Genomic DNA, 18,665 nt, shown 5'->3' with positions numbered 1-18,665 from the left:
ATCCGAGGTTGATTCAAACGCTCTCTGATGAGCCACGCGCGTGTTTTTGAGCCGTGAAGCGGAGCGGGCAGGCGGACCCGGAGCATTGGTGCGCAGGAAGCGCGCCAGCAAAGAACCTTTGAACAGCCTCTAAGAGCTGCGGAGCGATGGTCTGCGCCGTTACGTGCTGTGCGCGATTTTCATATTAATTAATAAAATATGTTAATTATAAGCCAAAATATGTGCTGTTTTGGGCTTTTTCGGCCAATATATTTTATAAATCCGTTATTGATTAAATTATTTAGTAAACTATATGTGGTATCAATAAAGTGTTGCGTGGGAGTCGGGTCCTCCCGTCGGCATGGAAACAGGCAAACGACAATGCAGGCGAAATCGGAAAACGAAGAATGGAGCATGGAGCGGCTGACCCGGCGGGCAGGCCGTAAGCTTGCTCCCTGCCTGCTCGTGGCGGGCATTGCCGCCGTGCTGCTGGTTGTCCAGTTGATGTTGCTGGCGGATCTGGTTGACGGGCTGGTGTTTCGTCATCGGACTTTCGATTCGGAAAAAACCGTCATGGTCTGGGTACTGCTCGCTGCCGGAGGGCGGTGCGTTTTCCAGTGGGGTGCGGACATTTTATCGGCGCGTGTGGGTGTAGAAATCACATCCGCGGTAAGGCGTGATCTGCTCGCACATCTTTTTCACGTTGGCCCTGTCGGGCTTGTCGGCCGATCCAGCGGAGAGCTTGCCGCCACGCTCGTGGACGCCACCGAGGCGCTGGAACCGTATGTCGCTCATTATATTCCACGCGCCGCCCTGATGATGGTGCTACCTCTCTTGATTCTGGCGGTGGTATTTCGTGTCGATGGCTGGAGCTTCGCGATCCTTGTCTGCACAGGGCCGCTTATTCCTGTCTTCATGGCTCTTGTGGGTTATCGGGCGCAGGCGGTGATGGATCGGCAATGGACGCAGTTCCTGTGTCTGGGCAGTGCGTTTCTCGATTTTCTGCAGGGGATGACAACGCTGCGTCTGTTCGGGCGCACGCGCGAAGCGGTTAGGGCAATATCTGTCCTGTCCGATGACTATCGGCGCACGACGATGTCGGTCATGAAAATTGCGTTTCTTACGACGGCCACGCTGGAGTTTTTTGCAAGTCTGTCCATCGCTCTGGTTGCGGTTGTGCTGGGCACGAGATTGCTGGCAGGAACGGCAGAGTTTCGCTCAGCTTTTCTGATTCTGCTGCTCGTGCCGGAATATTTCGCACCATTGCGAGCATTTTCCGCCAGTTATCATGCACGACAGAATGCTGTTTCTGCCTGCACGAAGATCGTGGGTGTGTTCGCATTACCAGAATTGATGGGTGCAGAGCAGCAGGTGACGGAAAAATCCGTCAGCGTATCGTGTCTGTCCTGTGAAAACCTGAGTGCCCGTTACGATGCTGACGGTCCCGAGATTCTTGCTGGTGTAAACGCAAGTTTTTGTCGCGGTCAGCTAACGGTTCTGACGGGTTCGAGCGGGGTGGGCAAGACGACATTAATACGGCTGCTTCTCGGTCAGATCACGCCATCCGCTGGTTGTATCATAAGCCTCGACGATAAAGGACGCGAAAGTAAGGCGGCGTTGTCGATCGGCTGGGTGCCTCAGCGGCCTCACTTTTTTCAAGGCAGTATCGCGGCGAACCTGCGTCTCGCAGCGCCGGATGCGACCGACGCTCAACTCCGCGAGGCAGCCGGTCAGGCGGATGCGCTGGCATTCATTGAGGCTACGCCGGAGGGATTCGAAACAGTCATTGGAGACAATGGTATCGGTCTTTCCGGCGGTCAGGGAATGCGTCTGGCTCTTGCTCGCGCATTGCTGAGAAATTCTTCCGTTCTGCTGCTGGATGAGCCAACCGCCGGGCTGGATGGTGACAGTCAGGCGCGGGTGATTCGTTCCATTCGGCAGAATGTCACGGGCCGTATCGTGATCGTGGCGACGCATCGGGCTGAGATGATGCAGGTGGCGGACCATGTCCTGCATGTGAGTGGCGGGACAGTCACGGACGTGCGCACTCTTCGGGGTGTAGTGGCATGAGTGTGTTCAGGAAAATATTGCTCTTATCAAAAGGATTGCAGGGCCGCATGGCGCTGGCGTTCGGATTGTCCTGTGGCGCGGCGCTGTCGGATTTCGGTTTGCTGGTCACCTCTGGCTGGTTGCTGGCCGCAGCGGCGCAAGCGGGTCTTGGAGGATATGTCACGCAGAATGCGTTCAACATGTTTCTTCCTGCGGCCGGGGTCCGTTTGTTTGCGACCATACGTATTCTTTCCCGCTATGGCGAGCGCGTGGCCACGCATGATGTGGTCCTGCGCGTAACTGGTCGGCTCAGGACGTGGGTTTTCGCAAATCTTATTCCGAAGATGCCTGCCCTGTCAGAGGAAAACAGAAGCGGGGACATGATGGCCCGCTTCGCTGCGGACGCAGACACGCTGGCGACGATATGGTCGGATGTGGTGCTGCCCGTCAGCACGGCGTTGGTCTGCGGATGCGTGGCGGTTGGTCTGATGGCTTCCGTCTCTAAAGAAGCAGCCATTTTCCTTTGTTCTGGACTTGTGATTTCCGGTCTCATTCTTCCGTGGATCGCGGGAAGATTATGTGAGGAAGGAACGCAGTTCATCACGCGACGGCAGGAAATCATGCGGGGTGATCTGGTGGAGGCAATCCAGGGGGTAGGAGAGTTGCGCGTGATGGGTGCCGTGACCGGCATCATCGCCCGATTTGAGACTCTTCAGCGTGAGATAGGAACGGCACGCATCCGGCTGCTTGTAAGGGAGAGTGGTGCGAGGGCCCTGAACTCTTTCCTGATGATATGTGTAACTCTTGCAATCATCGTCATTGCGGTCGAGGCAATGCAATCTCATGAAATTTCGGGTTCTTGCGTGCCTATGCTCATGCTCGGGACGTTGTGTGCGTTTGGTTTTGTGTCCCCGCTCGTGGCGACCAGAATGGCGGCCTTGCGCGCACGGGTTGCTGCGGATCGGGTATTTCCTCTGTGTGATACTGAGAAAACGGAGAAAAATACTCGATATTATCATGGTCTTTTAGATCATGGTCTGGAGATGGCGCATGTTACGATGTGTTATCCCCGACGAACGGAGCCGGTGTTTCAGGATGTTAATCTGGTCATCCGGCCGGGGGAGCGCGTGGCGCTTGTCGGGGAGTCCGGATCCGGGAAAAGCAGTCTTATAAAAGTTATTTTCTCATTTTATGATTTTCAGGAAGGCAACATTACCTTCGGGGGTGTCGATCTGCGGACGCTCGATACGGAAGTCATGGCTGAATGTATCAGCGTCGTTTCTCAGGATTTTCATCTTTTTGTCGGTAGTGTCAGGAGGAATCTTCTGATCGCCTGTCCGTATGCCGATGAGGATGCAATGTGGCGTGCGCTGGACGCCGCCCAAATCGGGGCATTCATTCGAAATTCTCCTGCCGGGCTGAACACGCTGATTGGTGAGGCCGGAGTAAAGCTGTCCGGCGGGCAGGCGCGTCGGCTCGCGATGGCGCAGGCTATTCTTCGCAATACCCCCTGGATCATCCTCGATGAACCAACGGAAGGTCTTGATGAAGAAACGGAATGTCAGCTTATCCACAGTTTTCTGGACGTTATTCCGAAGACGACCACTGTGCTGTGTATCACCCATAGACTTCGGAATATCCATTTTCCAGGAAGGATTATCATGCTGGAGCAGGGAAAATTCCGGGATAAGAAAATATAAGAAGAAGGAAAAGATCAATGACTTATAAGGTGACTTCTAAAACAGATAGAGAAAATCTGGAGACCTGACGTGCATTCCATAAATCCCATGGTTGTCGATCTTTCGCGATTCCAGTTTGCGCTGACAGCCCTTTATCATTTCATGTTTGTACCACTGACTCTGGGCCTGACTTTTTTCCTCGCTGCTATCGAGACGGTGTACGTCGTCACCGGTAAGCAGGTGTATAAGGACATGGCCCAGTTCTGGGGCAAACTGTTCGGCATCAATTTTGCCATAGGTGTTGCCACCGGTATTACCATGGAGTTCGAATTCGGGACTAATTGGTCCATGTATTCCCATTTCTTTGGTGACATGTTCGGCACACCACTGGCCATTGAAGGTCTGATGGCCTTCTTCATGGAATCAACCTTCGTTGGACTGATGTTTTTCGGATGGGATCGCCTGAGTCGGCAGGCGCATCTGGCTGTGACGTTCCTCGTCGCTCTGGGGTCCAACCTGTCGGCATTGTGGATTCTCGTTGCCAATGCCGCGATGAATGTGCCTCAGGGAGCCCATTTTGATCCGGACACAATGCGTATGCAGTCGGACAGCATTGTGCAGGTGATTTTCAATCCGGATGCTCAGGCGAAGTTCGTTCATACATCTGTGGCGGGCTATGTCACCGCAGCCATGTTTGTGATGGGAATCAGCGCATTCTATATTCTTCAGGGTCGTAACAAAGAATTTGCTGCACGATCATTCCGCATGGCGGCGATTTTCGGGATCATCTCGACGGTAGCGGTGATCACACTTGGGGATGTTCTTGGTCGCCTTGACTATGAACACCAGCCGACCAAAATTGCGGCGATCGAAGGGCTCTGGGAGAACAGTCACCCTCCTTACGAACCCTGGCTGGCATTTGCCATTCCCGATGATGAAAAGCAGAAAAATCATCTGGAAGTTGGTATTCCATTCGTTTTGTCCCCGCTGGTGACACATTCTTTCGACACGACCATTATCGGGATGAAGGAGCTGCAGACACAGGCTGAACCCCGCATAACCTCAGGTATTCAGGCACTGGTTGCGCTCCATCATTATGATCAGACGCATTCCGCAACCGCTCTGGCAGAATTCAGGGCTCATGAAGCCGATATGGGTTTCGGCTTTCTGGCGATGAAACATGCGCCGGGGCAGGATGTAGCAGCTATTACGGAAGATCAGATGCAGTCCGTGGTCGATGCCACGAAACCGGATATTCTTCCTAATGTGTTCGTCACATTCTGGTCCTTTCGGATCATGGTTGTCCTGTCCCTGTGGTTCTTCCTGCTATTTGCCCTTGGCGCCTATGTCAGTCTGAAAAACAGGCTGAACCGCAACCATCTGTTGCTGAAACTATGTCTGTGGTCGATTCCACTCCCGATCCTGGCGACCGAGTTCGGCTGGATTACGGCGGAAGCCGGGCGTCAGCCGTGGACGGTCTTTAACTTTCTGCCGACCTATCTGTCCGCCTCCTCCCACGGTGTGTCTTACATGGTGTTCTCGCTGGCGGGATTTGCATTGCTCTACTCGATCTTCATCGCAGCCGAGCTTTTCCTGATGTTCAAATTCGCCCGTCTCGGCCCTGAGCATGACGCGCATCACGCTCAGAGCGCATCCGTTCATGTCGTCCCTGACGATGTGTTCGTCACGGGCATGGGAGATTGACCCATGGACTATTATGAAGTTGTGAAACTCATATGGGGCGCTTTGCTCTGCGTGCTGTTTATCGGTCTCGGGCTGATGGTCGGCATGGATATGGGTGTTGGTACATTGCTGCGTCTGGTCGGGCGGAATGATGGCGAACGTCGCACGATGCTCAACATCATCGGACCGCACTGGGACGGAAATCAGGTGTGGTTTGTTCTTGGTGGTGGCGCGATCTTTGCAGCCTTCCCGACCCTTTATGCGACGTCATTCTCGGTCTTTTACGTGGTGATGATCATGCTGCTGTTCAGCATGATCCTGCGTCCGGTGGCATTCGAGTATCGCTCCAAGGCTGACAGCAGACGCTGGAAGGCAAGCTGGGACTGGGTCTTTCTGATCTCTGGTTTCGTTCCCATGTTCATCTACGGGGCCGCATTCGGAAATGTGATGCAGGGCGTGGGTTATCATTATGACTGGCTTGGCCAGTATTATCAGGACGAGACATTTCTTTCTTATCTCCTGAACCCCTTCGCAATCCTCTGCGGCCTGATGGCTGTCTCACTCAGCGTGTATCAGGGGGGCGCGATGCTGATGCTGCGCTCGGAAGAGCCGATCTATGGCCGGGCGCGTCGCTATGCCATGGGCGGTGGGGTGATCGCCGCACTGTTGTTTGTCGTCGGGGGTTTCAGGATTTTCTCCATGAGTGGTTATGTTCTGACAGGAACCGTAGATCCCGCGATGGCGGCAAACCCGATGCATGGACAGGAAGTGGCGCGTGTGACCGGCGCGTGGCTCGCGCACTATTATGATTATCCGTTGCTCTGGCTTTTCCCCGCTTTCGGGGTCATCAGCATGCTTGCCGGCGTCCTGTCGCTGAAGGCAAACGCGCCGGTCGTCGGATGGTGGGGTGGCCTTGGCGCCTGGATCGGGACAATCGGATCGGTCGCTGTGTCGATGTTTCCATTTCTCATGCCGTCTTCGACAATGCCTGACGAAAGCCTGACAGTGTGGAATGCGACAGGCAGTGCTTATGGCCTGACTTGCATGCTGATCGTGGTGCTGATCTTCATGCCGATTATTCTGTCTTACACATCGTGGTGTTACTACGTCATGCGCGGCAAGGTGCGTGTTGAAGACGTAGTGCAAGACCCCCACAGCTATTGAGGAATCATGTCATGCAACTTGTCCGTATGGTCGGTCTGGCGCTGGCAGTCGTCGTTGCGCTGTTGTTCGCTGTGTTCGTCGGTGATCAGGGGCCGTGGTATTTCGCGTGGGTGGTGGGAACGGTGATGATTGTTCTTACTGCGAGTGCAGGTGCGGTGCTGTTCGAGGCACAGCATCAGGGTAGCGAAGTGAAGGATATCTGATCATGTTTGGTGATATCGAGCGGTTTATCTTTCTTGTGCCGGGTTTTTATCTGCTTCTGTACCTGATCGCCATGACGATCATGAAAAAGATGATTCCCTGAACGCGCGCTTGCCATAACGCCTCATTTGCTCAGGAGATTGGGCAATATATGAAGCCCCCGACTGCAGTGTCGCAGTCGGGGGCTTTCCGTAACAGGCAGAGTGGAAGCTGGCGGCCGTCAGGCGAGATCACGGACTTTCGCTTCGCGTTCCCAGTGCCGCTTGACACCAACTTTTTTAAATTCATCCAGCGGCACAACGCCATCGTCTTTCTGGATGCCAGCCCGGTCGAGAATAACCTGCGTTCCCTTGCAATGGGCAATCGTTTTGCAGTGGGCGTAGGCGTCCATGAACCATTCCAGGGCCGCCGCATTTTTTGCCAGTTTTTCCGCCTGTTCCGGCATAAGAATCGAAATCACGGCATCGAACAGGACAGAGGGAGAGCCTGCCAGCAAGCCGTCGGCCTTGAGTTCTCCGCCTTTGACGGGAATTCCACCCACTTTCGGCGCCACGAGTGCCGGGGTGCCGCCTTCAGCTTCGATCAGCTTCTTGAATTTCGTGATTTCAGCCAGATCAGAACCTTCCGCGAACAGGATGGCGACCTTGCGCCCCTGCATTGTGTTCTTCGCCTGTTTCTGAATTGACAAAGCGTCCGATGTGCCGAGATCGACAGGTTCCTTGGCGGGTTTGGCCTTTTCAGGAAGGTCGATGGCGAGACCAACGGCAATACGTTTCGCAAGAGACTCATCGACATTCCGGAACTGAGCCACGACACGGTTGCGAACATGCTCAATCTGGACTTTCGACAACTCGAAGACGACGGCAGAGGCAAGATGGGCCTGTTCGTTCTCCGTGAGGGAACGGTAATACAGTCCTGGCTGGCTGTAGTGATCGGAAAAAGTCTCAGCTCGGGTGCGAACTTTCTCTGTCGGATCATTGCGCTCGGCGTTTTCTTGGAACGTCGAGAAACCCGTTGTGGGGCAGGCGCGTGGGCCACCGTTTTCACCTGCTTCCGCCAGACTGTTGGGTTCGTAATTGGCCCGGCCTGTCGGAACCAGTGTCTGCATCATGCCGTCACGCTGGAAGTTGTGAAACGGACATTTCGGCGCATTGATGGGGATCTGGTGAAAGTTTGTCGTGCCCAGACGGGATTTCTGGGTATCGAGATAGGAGAACAGGCGCCCCTGAAGCAGTGGATCGTTGGTGAAGTCGATGCCGGGGATGATGTTGGTCGGCATAAATGCGACCTGTTCGGTCTCGGCAAAAAAATTGTCCACGTTTCGGTTGAGTGTCATCCGACCGATGATATCAACGGGAATTTCTTCTTCCGGCACGAGTTTCGTCGCGTCCAGCACGTCATAAGGCTGTTTCTCGGCCCATGCCTCGTCAAATATCTGAACACCCAGATCCCATGCCGGAAAATCGCCCTGATCGATGGCTTCGAACAGATCCTGCCTGTGAAAGTCAGGATTGGCTCCGGCTATTTTTACAGCCTCATCCCATGTTGTCGATTGTATGCCGAGAACAGGTTTCCAGTGAAATTTGACGAATTTTCCTTCGCCTTTTTCATTCACGAAACGGAAAGTATGGACACCAAACCCTTCCATCATCCGCAGGGAACGCGGAATGCCGCGATCGGACATCGCCCACACGACAGTATGCAGGGATTCAGGCATGAGACTGACGAAATCCCAGAAAGTATCGTGCGCGGTTGCGGCCTGCGGATACCCTCGGTCCGCTTCCATTTTCACACTATGGACGAGGTCGGGGAACTTGATGGCATCCTGAATGAAGAAAACCGGGATATTGTTGCCGACTAGATCCCAGTTGCCGCTGTCAGTATAGAATTTGACGGCAAATCCGCGCACGTCGCGGGGGGTGTCAACTGACCCTGCGCCACCCGTCACGGTGGATAGGCGTGTGAAAACGGGGCAGCTTGCACCGACCTTCTGAAAAATGGACGCTTTGGTCAGTTCCGGAATGGCTTTTGTGCATTCAAAGACGCCATGCGCACCGGAGCCGCGTGCGTGCACAATCCGCTCCGGAATGCGCTCATGGTCGAAATGGAAGATTTTTTCACGAAGGATGAAATCTTCAAGCAGGCTTGGTCCGCGCGTACCTGCTTTGAGGGAGTTTTCGTTATCCGCAATACGAAGACCGAAATTGTCTGTCAGATGGGTGACGCCATCCGCATGGTCACCGTCATGAGCCACGTTCTGATGGAGTTCGCCACCCGGCGCAATTTGATCCACTGTTCTGGTCTCGCCGCTGCCCTGCGGATGATCGTGCAGCCCGTTCTTGATGCTGGGGGTGCGCGTGTTCTCTTCAGACATGTGGTTCTCCCGGTCGTCATGTGGTCGTGCTTTGCCGTTCAAACGCAGCTGCCGTTCAGAAGTTGCGGGATCTGTTCACCAATCTCGTGTCGGGAGAAGTGGAAAAGGCTTTCAGTTCTGTGTCATGCACACAGGGTATGGGCTTCCCGCGTGAAGGAAGATGTTGACCAGTCGTTGGAGGGAATCGCGAGGAACGGGAAACACAGATAAAACTTCATTGTGTCTGTCTGTCTGTTCAGTTCCACATCCAGTCCGCTGTTAGCCCATTCGATGAAATGGGACTGGAGCCCCAGTCCGGCTTCGAAATAACGCGTGCGGGCAGGCTGGTTCCCGATCGGCAGCAGGCGGGTGAAAAGCGTTTGTGCTCCCTGCGGCGTGATCGTGTAGGCGCTGATCCCGGCAAACCCCGTGAGAGGGAGCAGGGACGGGGTGTGCGTGCGTCCTTCGGGTGGAGTTTGTCCTGATTCGGATTGTGGGTCGAATATCAGTGTGGTTTCCGGCAGTCCTCTTCCGGGACGCACCGTTATCGGCCAGTCCGTATTCGCCCCCCACACGATCACATCATACTCTTCCTGCGGGGCTGCCAGTTCACAGGTGAGCGGAGAAAAATCGCTCGCAAGAATGACATCATCTTCAAGGATGGTGATGGTCTGGTTCTGCTCTATGGCAAAGCGCCAGAGGGTCAGGTGGGACATCAGCACGCCGAGAGCTGGTTCTACATATTTATTGTCAGGCGCGATGATGCCGCCGACGATAAGGTCCGGTCGGGACAGAGACCAGCCATCCACGGCCCGGAAGACCTCCACATCGCGAAGACCCGGATTGTTCTGGAAGAAGGCCGCAAGCCGACTGGTGTGGCGTTCAAGATTGATGACGAAGGTTTTTGGCGCACTCACGGCAGAACAGCCCCACACAGAACCCTGTCGGCTCAGCGGCAGGGCAATCGGCTCCTCGAGCGAAAAGCTTCTGTCTTTCGTTAGACGGTCCAAATTAAGAATTTCTTACCCGCGACAGAAATGAGCGTGTTCATCATATTTCGGCAACGATCGGCCGCGCTACGTGAACGCTGGCGTTTAGTGGCGCGTTGGGGCTGCATGCGGGGAGAGGCGCAAGATGCTCCTGACCTCTTCCTGTTTGCGCGAATTCATTGGAGTATGAGCCAACATCCCTGCTTCCGATGCAGATGACGGCTTTCAGCCCGCAATATCAGAGAGGAGAGATCATCGTGTCAGCTTACAAGACGCTCAATCCGACGACAGGCAAGGTTGAAAAGACTTTTGACGAGCACACCGATGCTGAGATGAGTGCCAGACTGGAAAAGGCGCATGCTCTCTGGCGCGATGACTGGCGTCACCGTTCCTTCGATGACCGGAAGAAAATCCTCAAGACTGCCGCCGAGAGTCTTCGCCGGGACAAGGAAAAGCACGCACGCCTCATCGGGCTTGAAATGGGTAAATCGATCCGGGAATCCGTCGGCGAGATCGAGTTTTCCGCCGCTATTCTCGATTATTATGCCGACAACGCCGAGCGCATCCTCGCACCACGCAACATTCAGACCTCCTGCCACAAGGCGCAGGTCATCAGCCAGTCACTCGGTGTCATCTACTGCGTTGAGCCCTGGAATTACCCTTACTATCAGCTCGCCCGTGTCGCGGCTCCCAATCTCATGGCAGGCAATACCGTCATGGTAAAGCATGCGCCGAGCGTTCCGCAGTGTGCGCTGGCCTTCGAGCAACTGTTCATCGACGCCGGTGCGCCCGAGGGGGCTTATACCAATCTCTTCATCAGCAACGATCAGTCCGAACAGCTCATCTCACGACCGGAAATCTGTGGTGTTGCGCTGACCGGCAGTGAGCGGGCGGGCAGCGCGGTGGCCGCGCAGGCGGGCAAGGCTCTGAAGAAGAGCACCATGGAACTGGGCGGGACCGATGCCTTCATCGTGCTGGAGGATGCCGACCTTGATCTCGTGATCCGCAGCGCCATTGACGGGCGCTTCGAAAATAACGGGCAGGTTTGCACTGCCGCCAAGCGGATGATCGTCCACGAGAGTCTCGCCGACGAATTTACCGGTCGCCTGCAGGCCGCGATCAGCGAGTTCCGTTATGGCGATCCGCTCGACCCGGACAACACGCATGGCCCGATGAGCAGCGAGAGCGCCCTGAACCTTACGCTCGAACAGGTTGATATTGCCGTGAAAGGCGGGGCAACCCTGCTTACGGGTGCCGAGCGTCTCAACCATGACGGCTTCTTCATGCGGGCCGGGATACTGACCAATATCACGAAGGATAACCCGATCTTCTACAAGGAGATCTTTGGTCCGGTCGCTTCGATCTACCGTGTTCGTGACGAGGAAGAGGCCATCGCGCTGGCCAATGACTCGCCATTCGGCCTTGGCGGTTCGGTTTATACGAAGGATATCGAGCGCGGCTGGCGTGTCGCGGAACGCATCGAAACCGGTATGGTGTTCATCAACGCCATGGGCGGCGGCGGTCCGGAACTGCCTTTCGGCGGGATCAAGAACTCCGGTTACGGTCGTGAGTTGTCCGAGTTCGGCATCGAGGAGTTCATCAACCGCAAGCTGGTTTGCGTTCCATAAAGCAACCCAGCGGATGGCTCCGACCCGCGACAGCGCGGGCGGAGCCTTTGTGGAAGCAGGAGGTCAGTCGACGGAGGTGAGGACCGGCTCTTTCTCCATCTCCACTTTCTTCACGAGATCGGGGTTGGTGCGACGCAGTAGACTGGCCCGCAGCATCCCGGCGGTGTCTCGCGATGATGTACGTCGCCAGCGAAGCAGAAAATCGTGCTCGGCCTGCAGATCGGCATCCCGATTGTGCGTGGCGTGTTTCATGTGTGTCTCCGGACGGTCAGATGGCGATTTGACATCTCCGGAAGCAGAGTGCCCGGAGCCGGGCGCGTCTTTCTCATGTCTCCGTAGCCAATAGGTAAACAAATTGGGGTCGGGCATGCGATTCTGCCATGCTCTGGCAAAGGGTCTCCCTTGCGGGAAACCTGAGGGGCTATTTCTGTGCCGCCTTACGTTCGGCCAGTCGTGTGCCCAGCGCCTCCAGCGCCTCCCGTAGGGGGCCCTCAGGCAGATCCGCGACCACCACCGGGGGCACGCTGACCCGTGGCTGTTTTTTTGCCCCCGTCGCCAGATGCGGGCTGGTTGGCTGGAAATCCTGCACCAGCTTCAGTCGGTCGACGATCCTGTGCCCGCACCATGTGTTGATACGATCGACCAGCGCTGTCTGCATGTGCTGGATTTCCATCGCCACGGGACCCCGGCAGGCGATGGTCAGGGTGCCGGCGGAGAGCTTCCGGGGCTCGGTCCGGTCGGCGAGAGCCTGTCCGACAATCTGCATCCAGTCGATGAACAGGGTGACATGGGCCGGTGACCGTTTCCTGAAAGCTTCCCGCGTGATCCCGGGGATCAGCACGCCGAGGTCGCGCGGTTTGAAGGCGCGTTTCGGAGGGGGAGGAGCTTCGCCTGCCTTGCTCTTGCCTGTCGGGCGTGCGGGTTTCATAAGCGCTTCCGTGACTCTGTCAGACTCAGATCTTCTCGCATGGTACGACCATAACCGCCGGACTCTGCCATGGCGCGCGCCTCATGGCGAAGTCGCCGATCCTTATCATGTGTGGATCAGCGAGATCATGCTGCAACAGACGACGGTTACGGCGGTCATCCCCTATTACCACAATTTCCTCAAACGCTTTCCCGATGTCGCGACCCTTGCACGGGCACCCCTCGACGACGTGCTGCAGGCATGGGCCGGGCTGGGCTATTATTCCCGCGCCCGCAACCTGCATCGTTGCGCGCAGGACCTTGTTCGTCTCGGCGGCTTTCCATTGGACGTGACCGGCCTTCTGACGCTGCCCGGTATCGGTGCCTATACCGCAGCGGCGATCGCCGCCATCGCGTTCGGAGTGCCGGTCGTGCCGGTGGACGGCAATGTCGAGCGGATCACCGCCCGGCTGTTCGCGGTTGAAGACCCTCTGCCGGGCGCACGCAAGCAACTGGCCCAAAAGGCTGCATTACTGAATGTGGGCAAAGCCTCGCGGAAACGGCCATCCGATTTCGCGCAGGCGCTTTTCGATCTCGGCGCAACAGTCTGCGTTCCCCGTTCTCCCGCCTGCGTTCTCTGCCCTTGGCAGGCCCCCTGCGAAGCCCGGCGTTTGGGGAGGCAGACGGAGTTCCCTCGTAAGGCCCCCAAGGTCGTACGGCCGGTCCGGTATGGAGTGCATTTCCTGCTGCTCGACAGGAGCGGCAGGGTGCTCCTCCGACGGCGTCCTCCACATGGTCTTCTCGGCGGCACCCTCGAACTGCCGGGTCCGGAATGGCGGTCAAATCGCTGGGCTGTGGGAGAAATCGGGGAGGAGGCCCCGTTCGCCGATCGGCAGGCGAAGACGCTTCGGGCGCTCGACTGGCGACCGGTGGGTCTGGTGAAGCACGTCTTCACGCATTTCACCCTGTTCGTCGATCTCTATGCGGCGATGGTGGACACCCTGCCCAATCCGCGCGAGGAAGAAGGGTTTCCGGCTGAGCTCGATGATGTCGGAAGGCTTGCGCTCTCTTCTCTGATGCGGAAATGCGTCGAGACGGGGGTAGCGGGATTTTTTGGTGACACTCCCGGCTGACGGTGGGGTCACGCAGCAAGGGAGATGAAATGTGTCGGAGACACGGACGCGTCCTGAGGAAATCTGGCTGTATGACAGTTATGGCCGGTTCCTTGACAACGACCCTGATGAAGATCGCCTCGTTGCCCGTGCCCCTGAAGATTGCCCCAACGGTTTCCCCGGTCTGATCTTCGACGTTGATCCCGGACGGACGCAGCAACCCTTCATGCTCATCAAGCGTGAGACGCGCCCTATGCCGCTCCCCATGATCGAGCCGGTCATTCAGCAGGGTGTGGCACTTTCTCTCCGCATCACTGATTCGGACGGCCCGTTCGTTGAAGCGCGTGGAGGGTTTATCGCCAGTCACGAGGATGGCAGCGTGACGCTCGGCGAGAGGGAAGAAGGAGAAAGCATTCTCTTGACGCCCATTCCCATGCGGACGGCGAAAAATATTTTCCCCGACAGCGGGCTGGTGCTCAAGGATCAGGATGGTCATCCGATGGAGGCGCCGCGGCCGACGAGCGGTTTGCGCGTGCTCATCGGTGAGCGGGCATACTCGCTGGAAGTGATCGGCAGCATCCTGACGCGCATGGGGACGATTCCTCCCGGTGAAAGCACGACTCTTGTCCTGCCGGCGACGGCATCGGAGCCGGAGGAGACGATCACCGCAGCACGTTACATGCCACCCCGGTCGTGAGGTGAGGGCCGCTCCGGCGGTTTCTCTCTGCGACGGGATTACGATAAGCAGGACGCATGGAATTCCTTCACATTTCTTCCGAACATCCTGATGCGCCTGCCCCGGGCAGTCGGGTCGGCATTCTGCTCATCAATCTCGGCACGCCCGATGATACGAACTATGCGGCTGTACGGCGGTATCTGTCGGAGTTTCTTTCCGATCAGCGCGTGATTGAAGCCAATCCCGCGATCTGGCAGCCCATCCTGCAGGGCGTGGTGCTGACCGTCAGGCCGGGGAAGAGCGGCAAGGCGTACGGTCGTATCTGGAACAGGGAGCGCGATGAGAGTCCCCTAAGGACTTTTTCGCGGGCGCAGGCGGAGTTGCTGGCGGAGCGGTTCCGTTCCGAGAATGTGAGCGTTGCATGGGGGATGCGCTACGGTACACCTTCCATCGCGGATGCCGCGACCGAACTGATGCAGAGTGGCTGCGACCGCATTGTGGCCATGGCGCTTTATCCCCAGTACAGCGCGACCACGACCGCGACGGCCAACGATCAGCTCTTCCGTTTTTTAATGAAGATCCGACGGCAGCCTGCCATTCGTACGCTTGCACCCTTTCCCGATGATCCGGTCTATATCGATGCGCTTGCCTCGACGCTGGAAGAAGCGCTTGCGGGGCTTCCCGAGCAGCCTCAGGTGGTGGTGACATCCTTCCATGGCCTGCCGAAAGACTATGTTCGCAAGGGCGATTCTTATCAGGCGGACTGTGAACGCACCGTCGTGGCGCTCCGGGAGCGACTGGGTAAAACCAGTGAAGAGATGCCGCTGACCTTCCAGTCGCGTTTCGGACCCGCAAAATGGCTTGAGCCTTACACCGCACCGTTTGTGGCAGCACTTCCGGCACAGGGGATTCGTCGAGTCGCCATCATGACGCCCGGTTTCATGGTGGACTGCCTCGAAACGCTTGATGAACTTGGGAATGAAGTGCGGCATGAATTCATGGCGGCTGGCGGGGAAGAACTGACCCTTATTCCGTGCCTGAATGCCTGTTCTCAGGCTATCGATTTACTCGAGTATCTTGCGCGGTCGCAACTTCAGGGTTGGGTTTAGAAGTAAAATTGATTTGTTTCTGTAATTCTGCGGTTATTAGAAATAAAATTGTAATTTTTACTTTAAATCGAGGTGGTGGTCTTTGATTCCCTCGTCAGAGGAGGGAGTTAAGAATCTATTTCTGTATAAAAAAGAAGAAAATCATCCCCACCTTATGGGGAGGAGATATATCGGTGTCAGAAGGGCTTATGTAACTGAAACCCGCTGATTGTTTGGTAAAAAATATAATATATCTCATAATTTATACAGTTATTGTGTTTAAATTACTTTTAAGTCTCTATTTTTGAATATAGTTATTAAAAATACATTCACTAATTAGGAATTGGCCAAGTGTTTGTGCAGATTTTATTAACTTCTTTTTCTTAGTCTCCATCCATGCCGCTGGACAATGGTCCGGCTCCTGAATGCCGCGTTCGCGTGCGGATGTGTTCGCAGATAGAAAAACTGGCGGATAACAGTCGTGCGGAGCGCTGATGGAATATGGATCCATGAGCGACAACAGCAATATTTCTTCCGAGCTTGGGAAAACCACAAGCACGGCCCCTTCCGTCCTCGTGCAGGAAGGAGGGTATCAGCTTGCGCCCATCAGCTTTTATCCGCTTGCAGGACTTGTCCTGTCGGATGGCAGTATCGACTGGCAGGCGGCAGATCAGAGTGATGATCCCGTTGATACCATAACGATCACCAAAACGGCGGGTAGCGGAACTTTCAGCACTACCCGCATTTTGCATGATTCAAATATTGCGAGTGATGTGACGGTTTCGTCCGACGGCAATACAATTACCTATGTCGGTTCCCTGTCTAATTTCACGAAATACTTTGAACAGGAACTGGGCTACGGCGTTTATGCGCAGGTGCCGGAAACGGACGATTTCACGGTCAGCATCAGCAACAGCTATGGCACTGCGTCCGCGACGACCTCCATTGTCATCGATAGCAACATCGATGCCGCGCAGGCATTCATTTCCACCCAGCCATCTTTCTCGGTTTCCGACACGGCAGGGCTCGCATCCAGCATTGGTGGACTGTATCGCCTGACGACGTCGAATCTCGGAACGTCGGGGCTTTCCACTACCCAGACAGCGACGCTGACGCTTTCCATCGACACTGTCACAGCCGGGGTGGGTGGCACACTTGAAGCGATCAGCCTTCCATCGGATGCGACGGTTTCGGGCAATGGCACCACCACGATCGCCGTGACGGGCACGGAAGCTGAACTCGCTACCATTCTCCAGAACGATATCTACTTTGTCGGCAATAGCGGTTCGACGCTCCTGAAAACCGACGAGGCCCAGATCCAGACGACCCTGACGCTGCAGGAAACCGGCAGTAGTGTCGTGCAGTCGATCGGCCAGACTTTAATGGAATACGGTACGCTGTTGCCGTTTTCCATGGCGGTTAGTGCTGTGTCTCCGACTGGAAGCAGCAGCGCGAGTGGGGGGAGCTACGGCCTGACCCAGTCGAATGCCACTTACGCACTTTTCCCATCGTCCACATATGGGGTGACCTTCACCAATGCGACGGGCGAGGTCAGCGTCTCTCTTGTGAACAGCAATACCGCGGCTGGCACGCTGGATCTCTCTGCGGCTTCGAACACGGGCCTTGTCGGTTCGGTGTCGAATACGACAGACGGTACTGCACAAACGGTCACGGCCACATTTGACAATGCTACCGACGCGACGGCCTTTTTGGATACCGCCGTGTTCGATATCGCTCAGGGTTCTGCGGCGGAAGGTCAGGTCACCACCGTGACACTGGACGCGTCCAATGTTTCAAGTGGTGTGACGGCCACAGCCTTTTCCGAGAATCTGACCGTTATTCCGACGACGGCTCCTGCCCTGAGTGGTCTGCCTGCTTCAAGCGACCCAAGTGACGCCGCGAATACTCCGTTCGCATCTGCTGTTGTGACCAGTCCGGGCGACCTGCCGGTTACAGTGACGGTCACGGTCGCGGATGCTGCGGGGACACTCTCGTCCGGCACTGCATCGGATTTGACGGTTTCGGGAAGTGGCAGTGGCACTCTCACGCTGAAGGGTGATGTCGCTGATGTGCAGGCCGCTCTGCGTGCCGTCACATTTACGGCAACCGCTGGTCTTGAAACGGCGGAAACAGTTTCTTTTTCGACCTCGGTCACGAATGGCTACACATCCAGCACCGCGACGGCTTCGACGATCGTGGAGCCAGGCCTGTCGTTCAGTGCTCCGGCAACGGCGGACTCCCTTTCCGCATTGCTTCAGGGTGTGAATCTGTCGGATGCAAGTGCCACCAGTGTGACGCTCACCGTACAGGAAACAAGCGGTTCCGGCACGTTGTCTGTTGCGGCTGACAGCGCGTTGAATGCAACGGTGTCCACCGATGGCAAAACAGTGACCGTTACCGGCACTGTTGCTGAGCTTACGGCAGAGCTTGCGAGCGGCGCCATCACGGCAACTGACCCCTCCGTCATGGTGGATTCGGAAAGCGGTAACGCGACTTTCTCCCTGACCGCCTCGGATGGTTCCACCACGGTATCGGCGTCGTCCACCGTCAGCGTGGCGGGTTCAGCGACTTTCCTGACGTCCGGCAATACAATCACCACATCCAACAATGCGGATGTCAGTGTGGCGCTGACGAACACGGCGGCAGGTACTTTCATTAATGCCGGTGCATCGACACTGACGTTGAAGAATGACAACGCAGGCAGCAACGGCACGACTGTCACCATGTCGGGCAACGGAATCGTTGACGCAACGGAAACAGGCACAAGCGGCGACAGCTTTATCATGGGCGCCGACGGTGGTTCCAATACGCTGAATATTGCAAACACCGGCAGCGGCTCCACCACGGTGACGGCAGACGGAAAAACCCAGACTGTCAATGCTGCCGACAGTACGTCTCAGGTCGTGGTTTTCGGTTCCGCGTCTCAGGTCAATTACACGGGCGGCACAGGACTGCTGGTGTCCAATGGGGCCGGCAATACGACTGACTGGACGATCACCGGCGTTTCTGGTGGCAGCAATCAGGTCTGGCTCGGCAACAGCGACGTTACGATCAATGCTGGTGGTGCCAATCAGGTTATTCTGGGCAACGGCGCTGGTCTGAACGGGTCTGTCAGCATTACGGGCGGTTCATCCAGCGATACCGAGGAAGTTGATCTC

Annotated in this window: 14 protein-coding genes; 10 read left to right on the top strand and 4 right to left on the bottom strand. The window is 56.2% G+C overall.

Annotated features, from left to right (window positions below; genetic code table 11):
* The first annotated feature begins 360 nt into the window (after positions 1-360).
* The 5 genes from cydD (at position 361) to GOB81_RS08540 (ending at position 6,757) form a co-directional block, all read left to right on the top strand.
* Positions 361-2,049, top strand: a complete 1,689-nt coding sequence (gene cydD / locus GOB81_RS08560; RefSeq protein WP_173570005.1) for a thiol reductant ABC exporter subunit CydD — start codon at positions 361-363, stop codon at positions 2,047-2,049.
* Positions 2,050-2,066: 17 nt separating this feature from the next.
* Positions 2,067-3,728: a thiol reductant ABC exporter subunit CydC gene (cydC, locus tag GOB81_RS08555; protein ID WP_173570004.1), complete on the top strand. Its 1,662-nt coding sequence runs from the start codon at positions 2,067-2,069 to the stop codon at positions 3,726-3,728.
* An 87-nt stretch (positions 3,729-3,815) separates the two neighbouring features.
* Complete coding sequence (locus GOB81_RS08550) at positions 3,816-5,411, top strand: cytochrome ubiquinol oxidase subunit I (RefSeq protein ID WP_194299862.1); 1,596 nt, start codon at positions 3,816-3,818, stop codon at positions 5,409-5,411.
* A 3-nt stretch (positions 5,412-5,414) separates the two neighbouring features.
* Complete coding sequence (gene cydB, locus GOB81_RS08545; RefSeq protein WP_173570002.1) at positions 5,415-6,554, top strand: cytochrome d ubiquinol oxidase subunit II; 1,140 nt, start codon at positions 5,415-5,417, stop codon at positions 6,552-6,554.
* Positions 6,555-6,565: 11 nt separating this feature from the next.
* Positions 6,566-6,757 carry a hypothetical protein gene (locus GOB81_RS08540; RefSeq protein ID WP_173570001.1) on the top strand — a complete coding sequence of 64 codons (192 nt, stop codon included), beginning with the start codon at positions 6,566-6,568 and terminating at the stop codon, positions 6,755-6,757.
* 218 nt (positions 6,758-6,975) lie between these two features.
* Here the strand turns inward: GOB81_RS08540 and GOB81_RS08535 are convergent, their stop codons facing one another.
* Both GOB81_RS08535 and GOB81_RS08530 read right to left on the bottom strand, forming a co-directional pair.
* Positions 6,976-9,129: a catalase gene (locus tag GOB81_RS08535; RefSeq protein WP_173570000.1), complete on the bottom strand. Its 2,154-nt coding sequence runs from the start codon at positions 9,127-9,129 to the stop codon at positions 6,976-6,978.
* Between the two features lie 122 nt (positions 9,130-9,251).
* The gene (locus GOB81_RS08530; protein ID WP_173569999.1) at positions 9,252-10,025 is read right to left on the bottom strand and encodes a glycosyltransferase family 25 protein; all 774 of its coding nucleotides are present in this window, start codon (positions 10,023-10,025) and stop codon (positions 9,252-9,254) included.
* Positions 10,026-10,354: 329 nt separating this feature from the next.
* Between GOB81_RS08530 and GOB81_RS08525 the strand changes: the two genes are divergently transcribed.
* Positions 10,355-11,725, top strand: coding sequence for an aldehyde dehydrogenase family protein (locus GOB81_RS08525; RefSeq protein ID WP_173569998.1), 1,371 nt, complete (start codon positions 10,355-10,357; stop codon positions 11,723-11,725).
* 63 nt (positions 11,726-11,788) lie between these two features.
* Here the strand turns inward: GOB81_RS08525 and GOB81_RS08520 are convergent, their stop codons facing one another.
* Together GOB81_RS08520 and GOB81_RS08515 are read right to left on the bottom strand one after the other, a co-directional pair.
* Positions 11,789-11,977 (bottom strand): hypothetical protein, encoded by a 189-nt coding sequence (locus GOB81_RS08520; protein WP_173569997.1) that lies wholly within the window; start codon positions 11,975-11,977, stop codon positions 11,789-11,791.
* 169 nt (positions 11,978-12,146) lie between these two features.
* The gene (locus tag GOB81_RS08515; protein WP_242010145.1) at positions 12,147-12,653 is read right to left on the bottom strand and encodes a DUF721 domain-containing protein; all 507 of its coding nucleotides are present in this window, start codon (positions 12,651-12,653) and stop codon (positions 12,147-12,149) included.
* A 10-nt stretch (positions 12,654-12,663) separates the two neighbouring features.
* Here GOB81_RS08515 and GOB81_RS08510 point away from each other — a divergent pair, with 10 nt between their 5' ends.
* The 4 genes from GOB81_RS08510 to GOB81_RS08495 form a co-directional block, all read left to right on the top strand.
* Positions 12,664-13,764 (top strand): A/G-specific adenine glycosylase, encoded by a 1,101-nt coding sequence (locus GOB81_RS08510; protein ID WP_338421340.1) that lies wholly within the window; start codon positions 12,664-12,666, stop codon positions 13,762-13,764.
* A gap of 31 nt (positions 13,765-13,795) precedes the next feature.
* Positions 13,796-14,440 (top strand): hypothetical protein, encoded by a 645-nt coding sequence (locus GOB81_RS08505; protein WP_173569994.1) that lies wholly within the window; start codon positions 13,796-13,798, stop codon positions 14,438-14,440.
* Between the two features lie 56 nt (positions 14,441-14,496).
* Positions 14,497-15,528 (top strand): ferrochelatase, encoded by a 1,032-nt coding sequence (gene hemH, locus GOB81_RS08500; RefSeq protein ID WP_173569993.1) that lies wholly within the window; start codon positions 14,497-14,499, stop codon positions 15,526-15,528.
* 488 nt (positions 15,529-16,016) lie between these two features.
* The coding region (locus GOB81_RS08495; RefSeq protein ID WP_173569992.1) for a beta strand repeat-containing protein at positions 16,017-18,665 on the top strand (2,649 nt) is incomplete at its 3' end.

This window comes from Acetobacter conturbans, assembly GCF_011516755.1.
GTDB classification, from domain to species: Bacteria; Pseudomonadota; Alphaproteobacteria; order Acetobacterales; family Acetobacteraceae; genus Acetobacter; species Acetobacter conturbans.
Note: the sequence above shows the minus strand (reverse complement) of the source record. Positions and strands in the feature narration are given on the sequence as shown.

Excerpts from the sequence above, each read along its gene's own strand:
- cydD (WP_173570005.1), top strand. The coding sequence starts at position 361 with ATGCAGGCGAAATCGGAAAACGAAGAATGGAGCATGGAGCGGCTGACC.
- GOB81_RS08550 (WP_194299862.1), top strand. The coding sequence starts at position 3,816 with ATGGTTGTCGATCTTTCGCGATTCCAGTTTGCGCTGACAGCCCTTTAT.
- cydB (WP_173570002.1), top strand. The coding sequence starts at position 5,415 with ATGGACTATTATGAAGTTGTGAAACTCATATGGGGCGCTTTGCTCTGC.
- GOB81_RS08540 (WP_173570001.1), top strand. The coding sequence starts at position 6,566 with ATGCAACTTGTCCGTATGGTCGGTCTGGCGCTGGCAGTCGTCGTTGCG.
- GOB81_RS08535 (WP_173570000.1), bottom strand. The coding sequence starts at position 9,129 with ATGTCTGAAGAGAACACGCGCACCCCCAGCATCAAGAACGGGCTGCAC.
- GOB81_RS08520 (WP_173569997.1), bottom strand. The coding sequence starts at position 11,977 with ATGAAACACGCCACGCACAATCGGGATGCCGATCTGCAGGCCGAGCAC.
- GOB81_RS08515 (WP_242010145.1), bottom strand. The coding sequence starts at position 12,653 with ATGAAACCCGCACGCCCGACAGGCAAGAGCAAGGCAGGCGAAGCTCCT.
- hemH (WP_173569993.1), top strand. The coding sequence starts at position 14,497 with ATGGAATTCCTTCACATTTCTTCCGAACATCCTGATGCGCCTGCCCCG.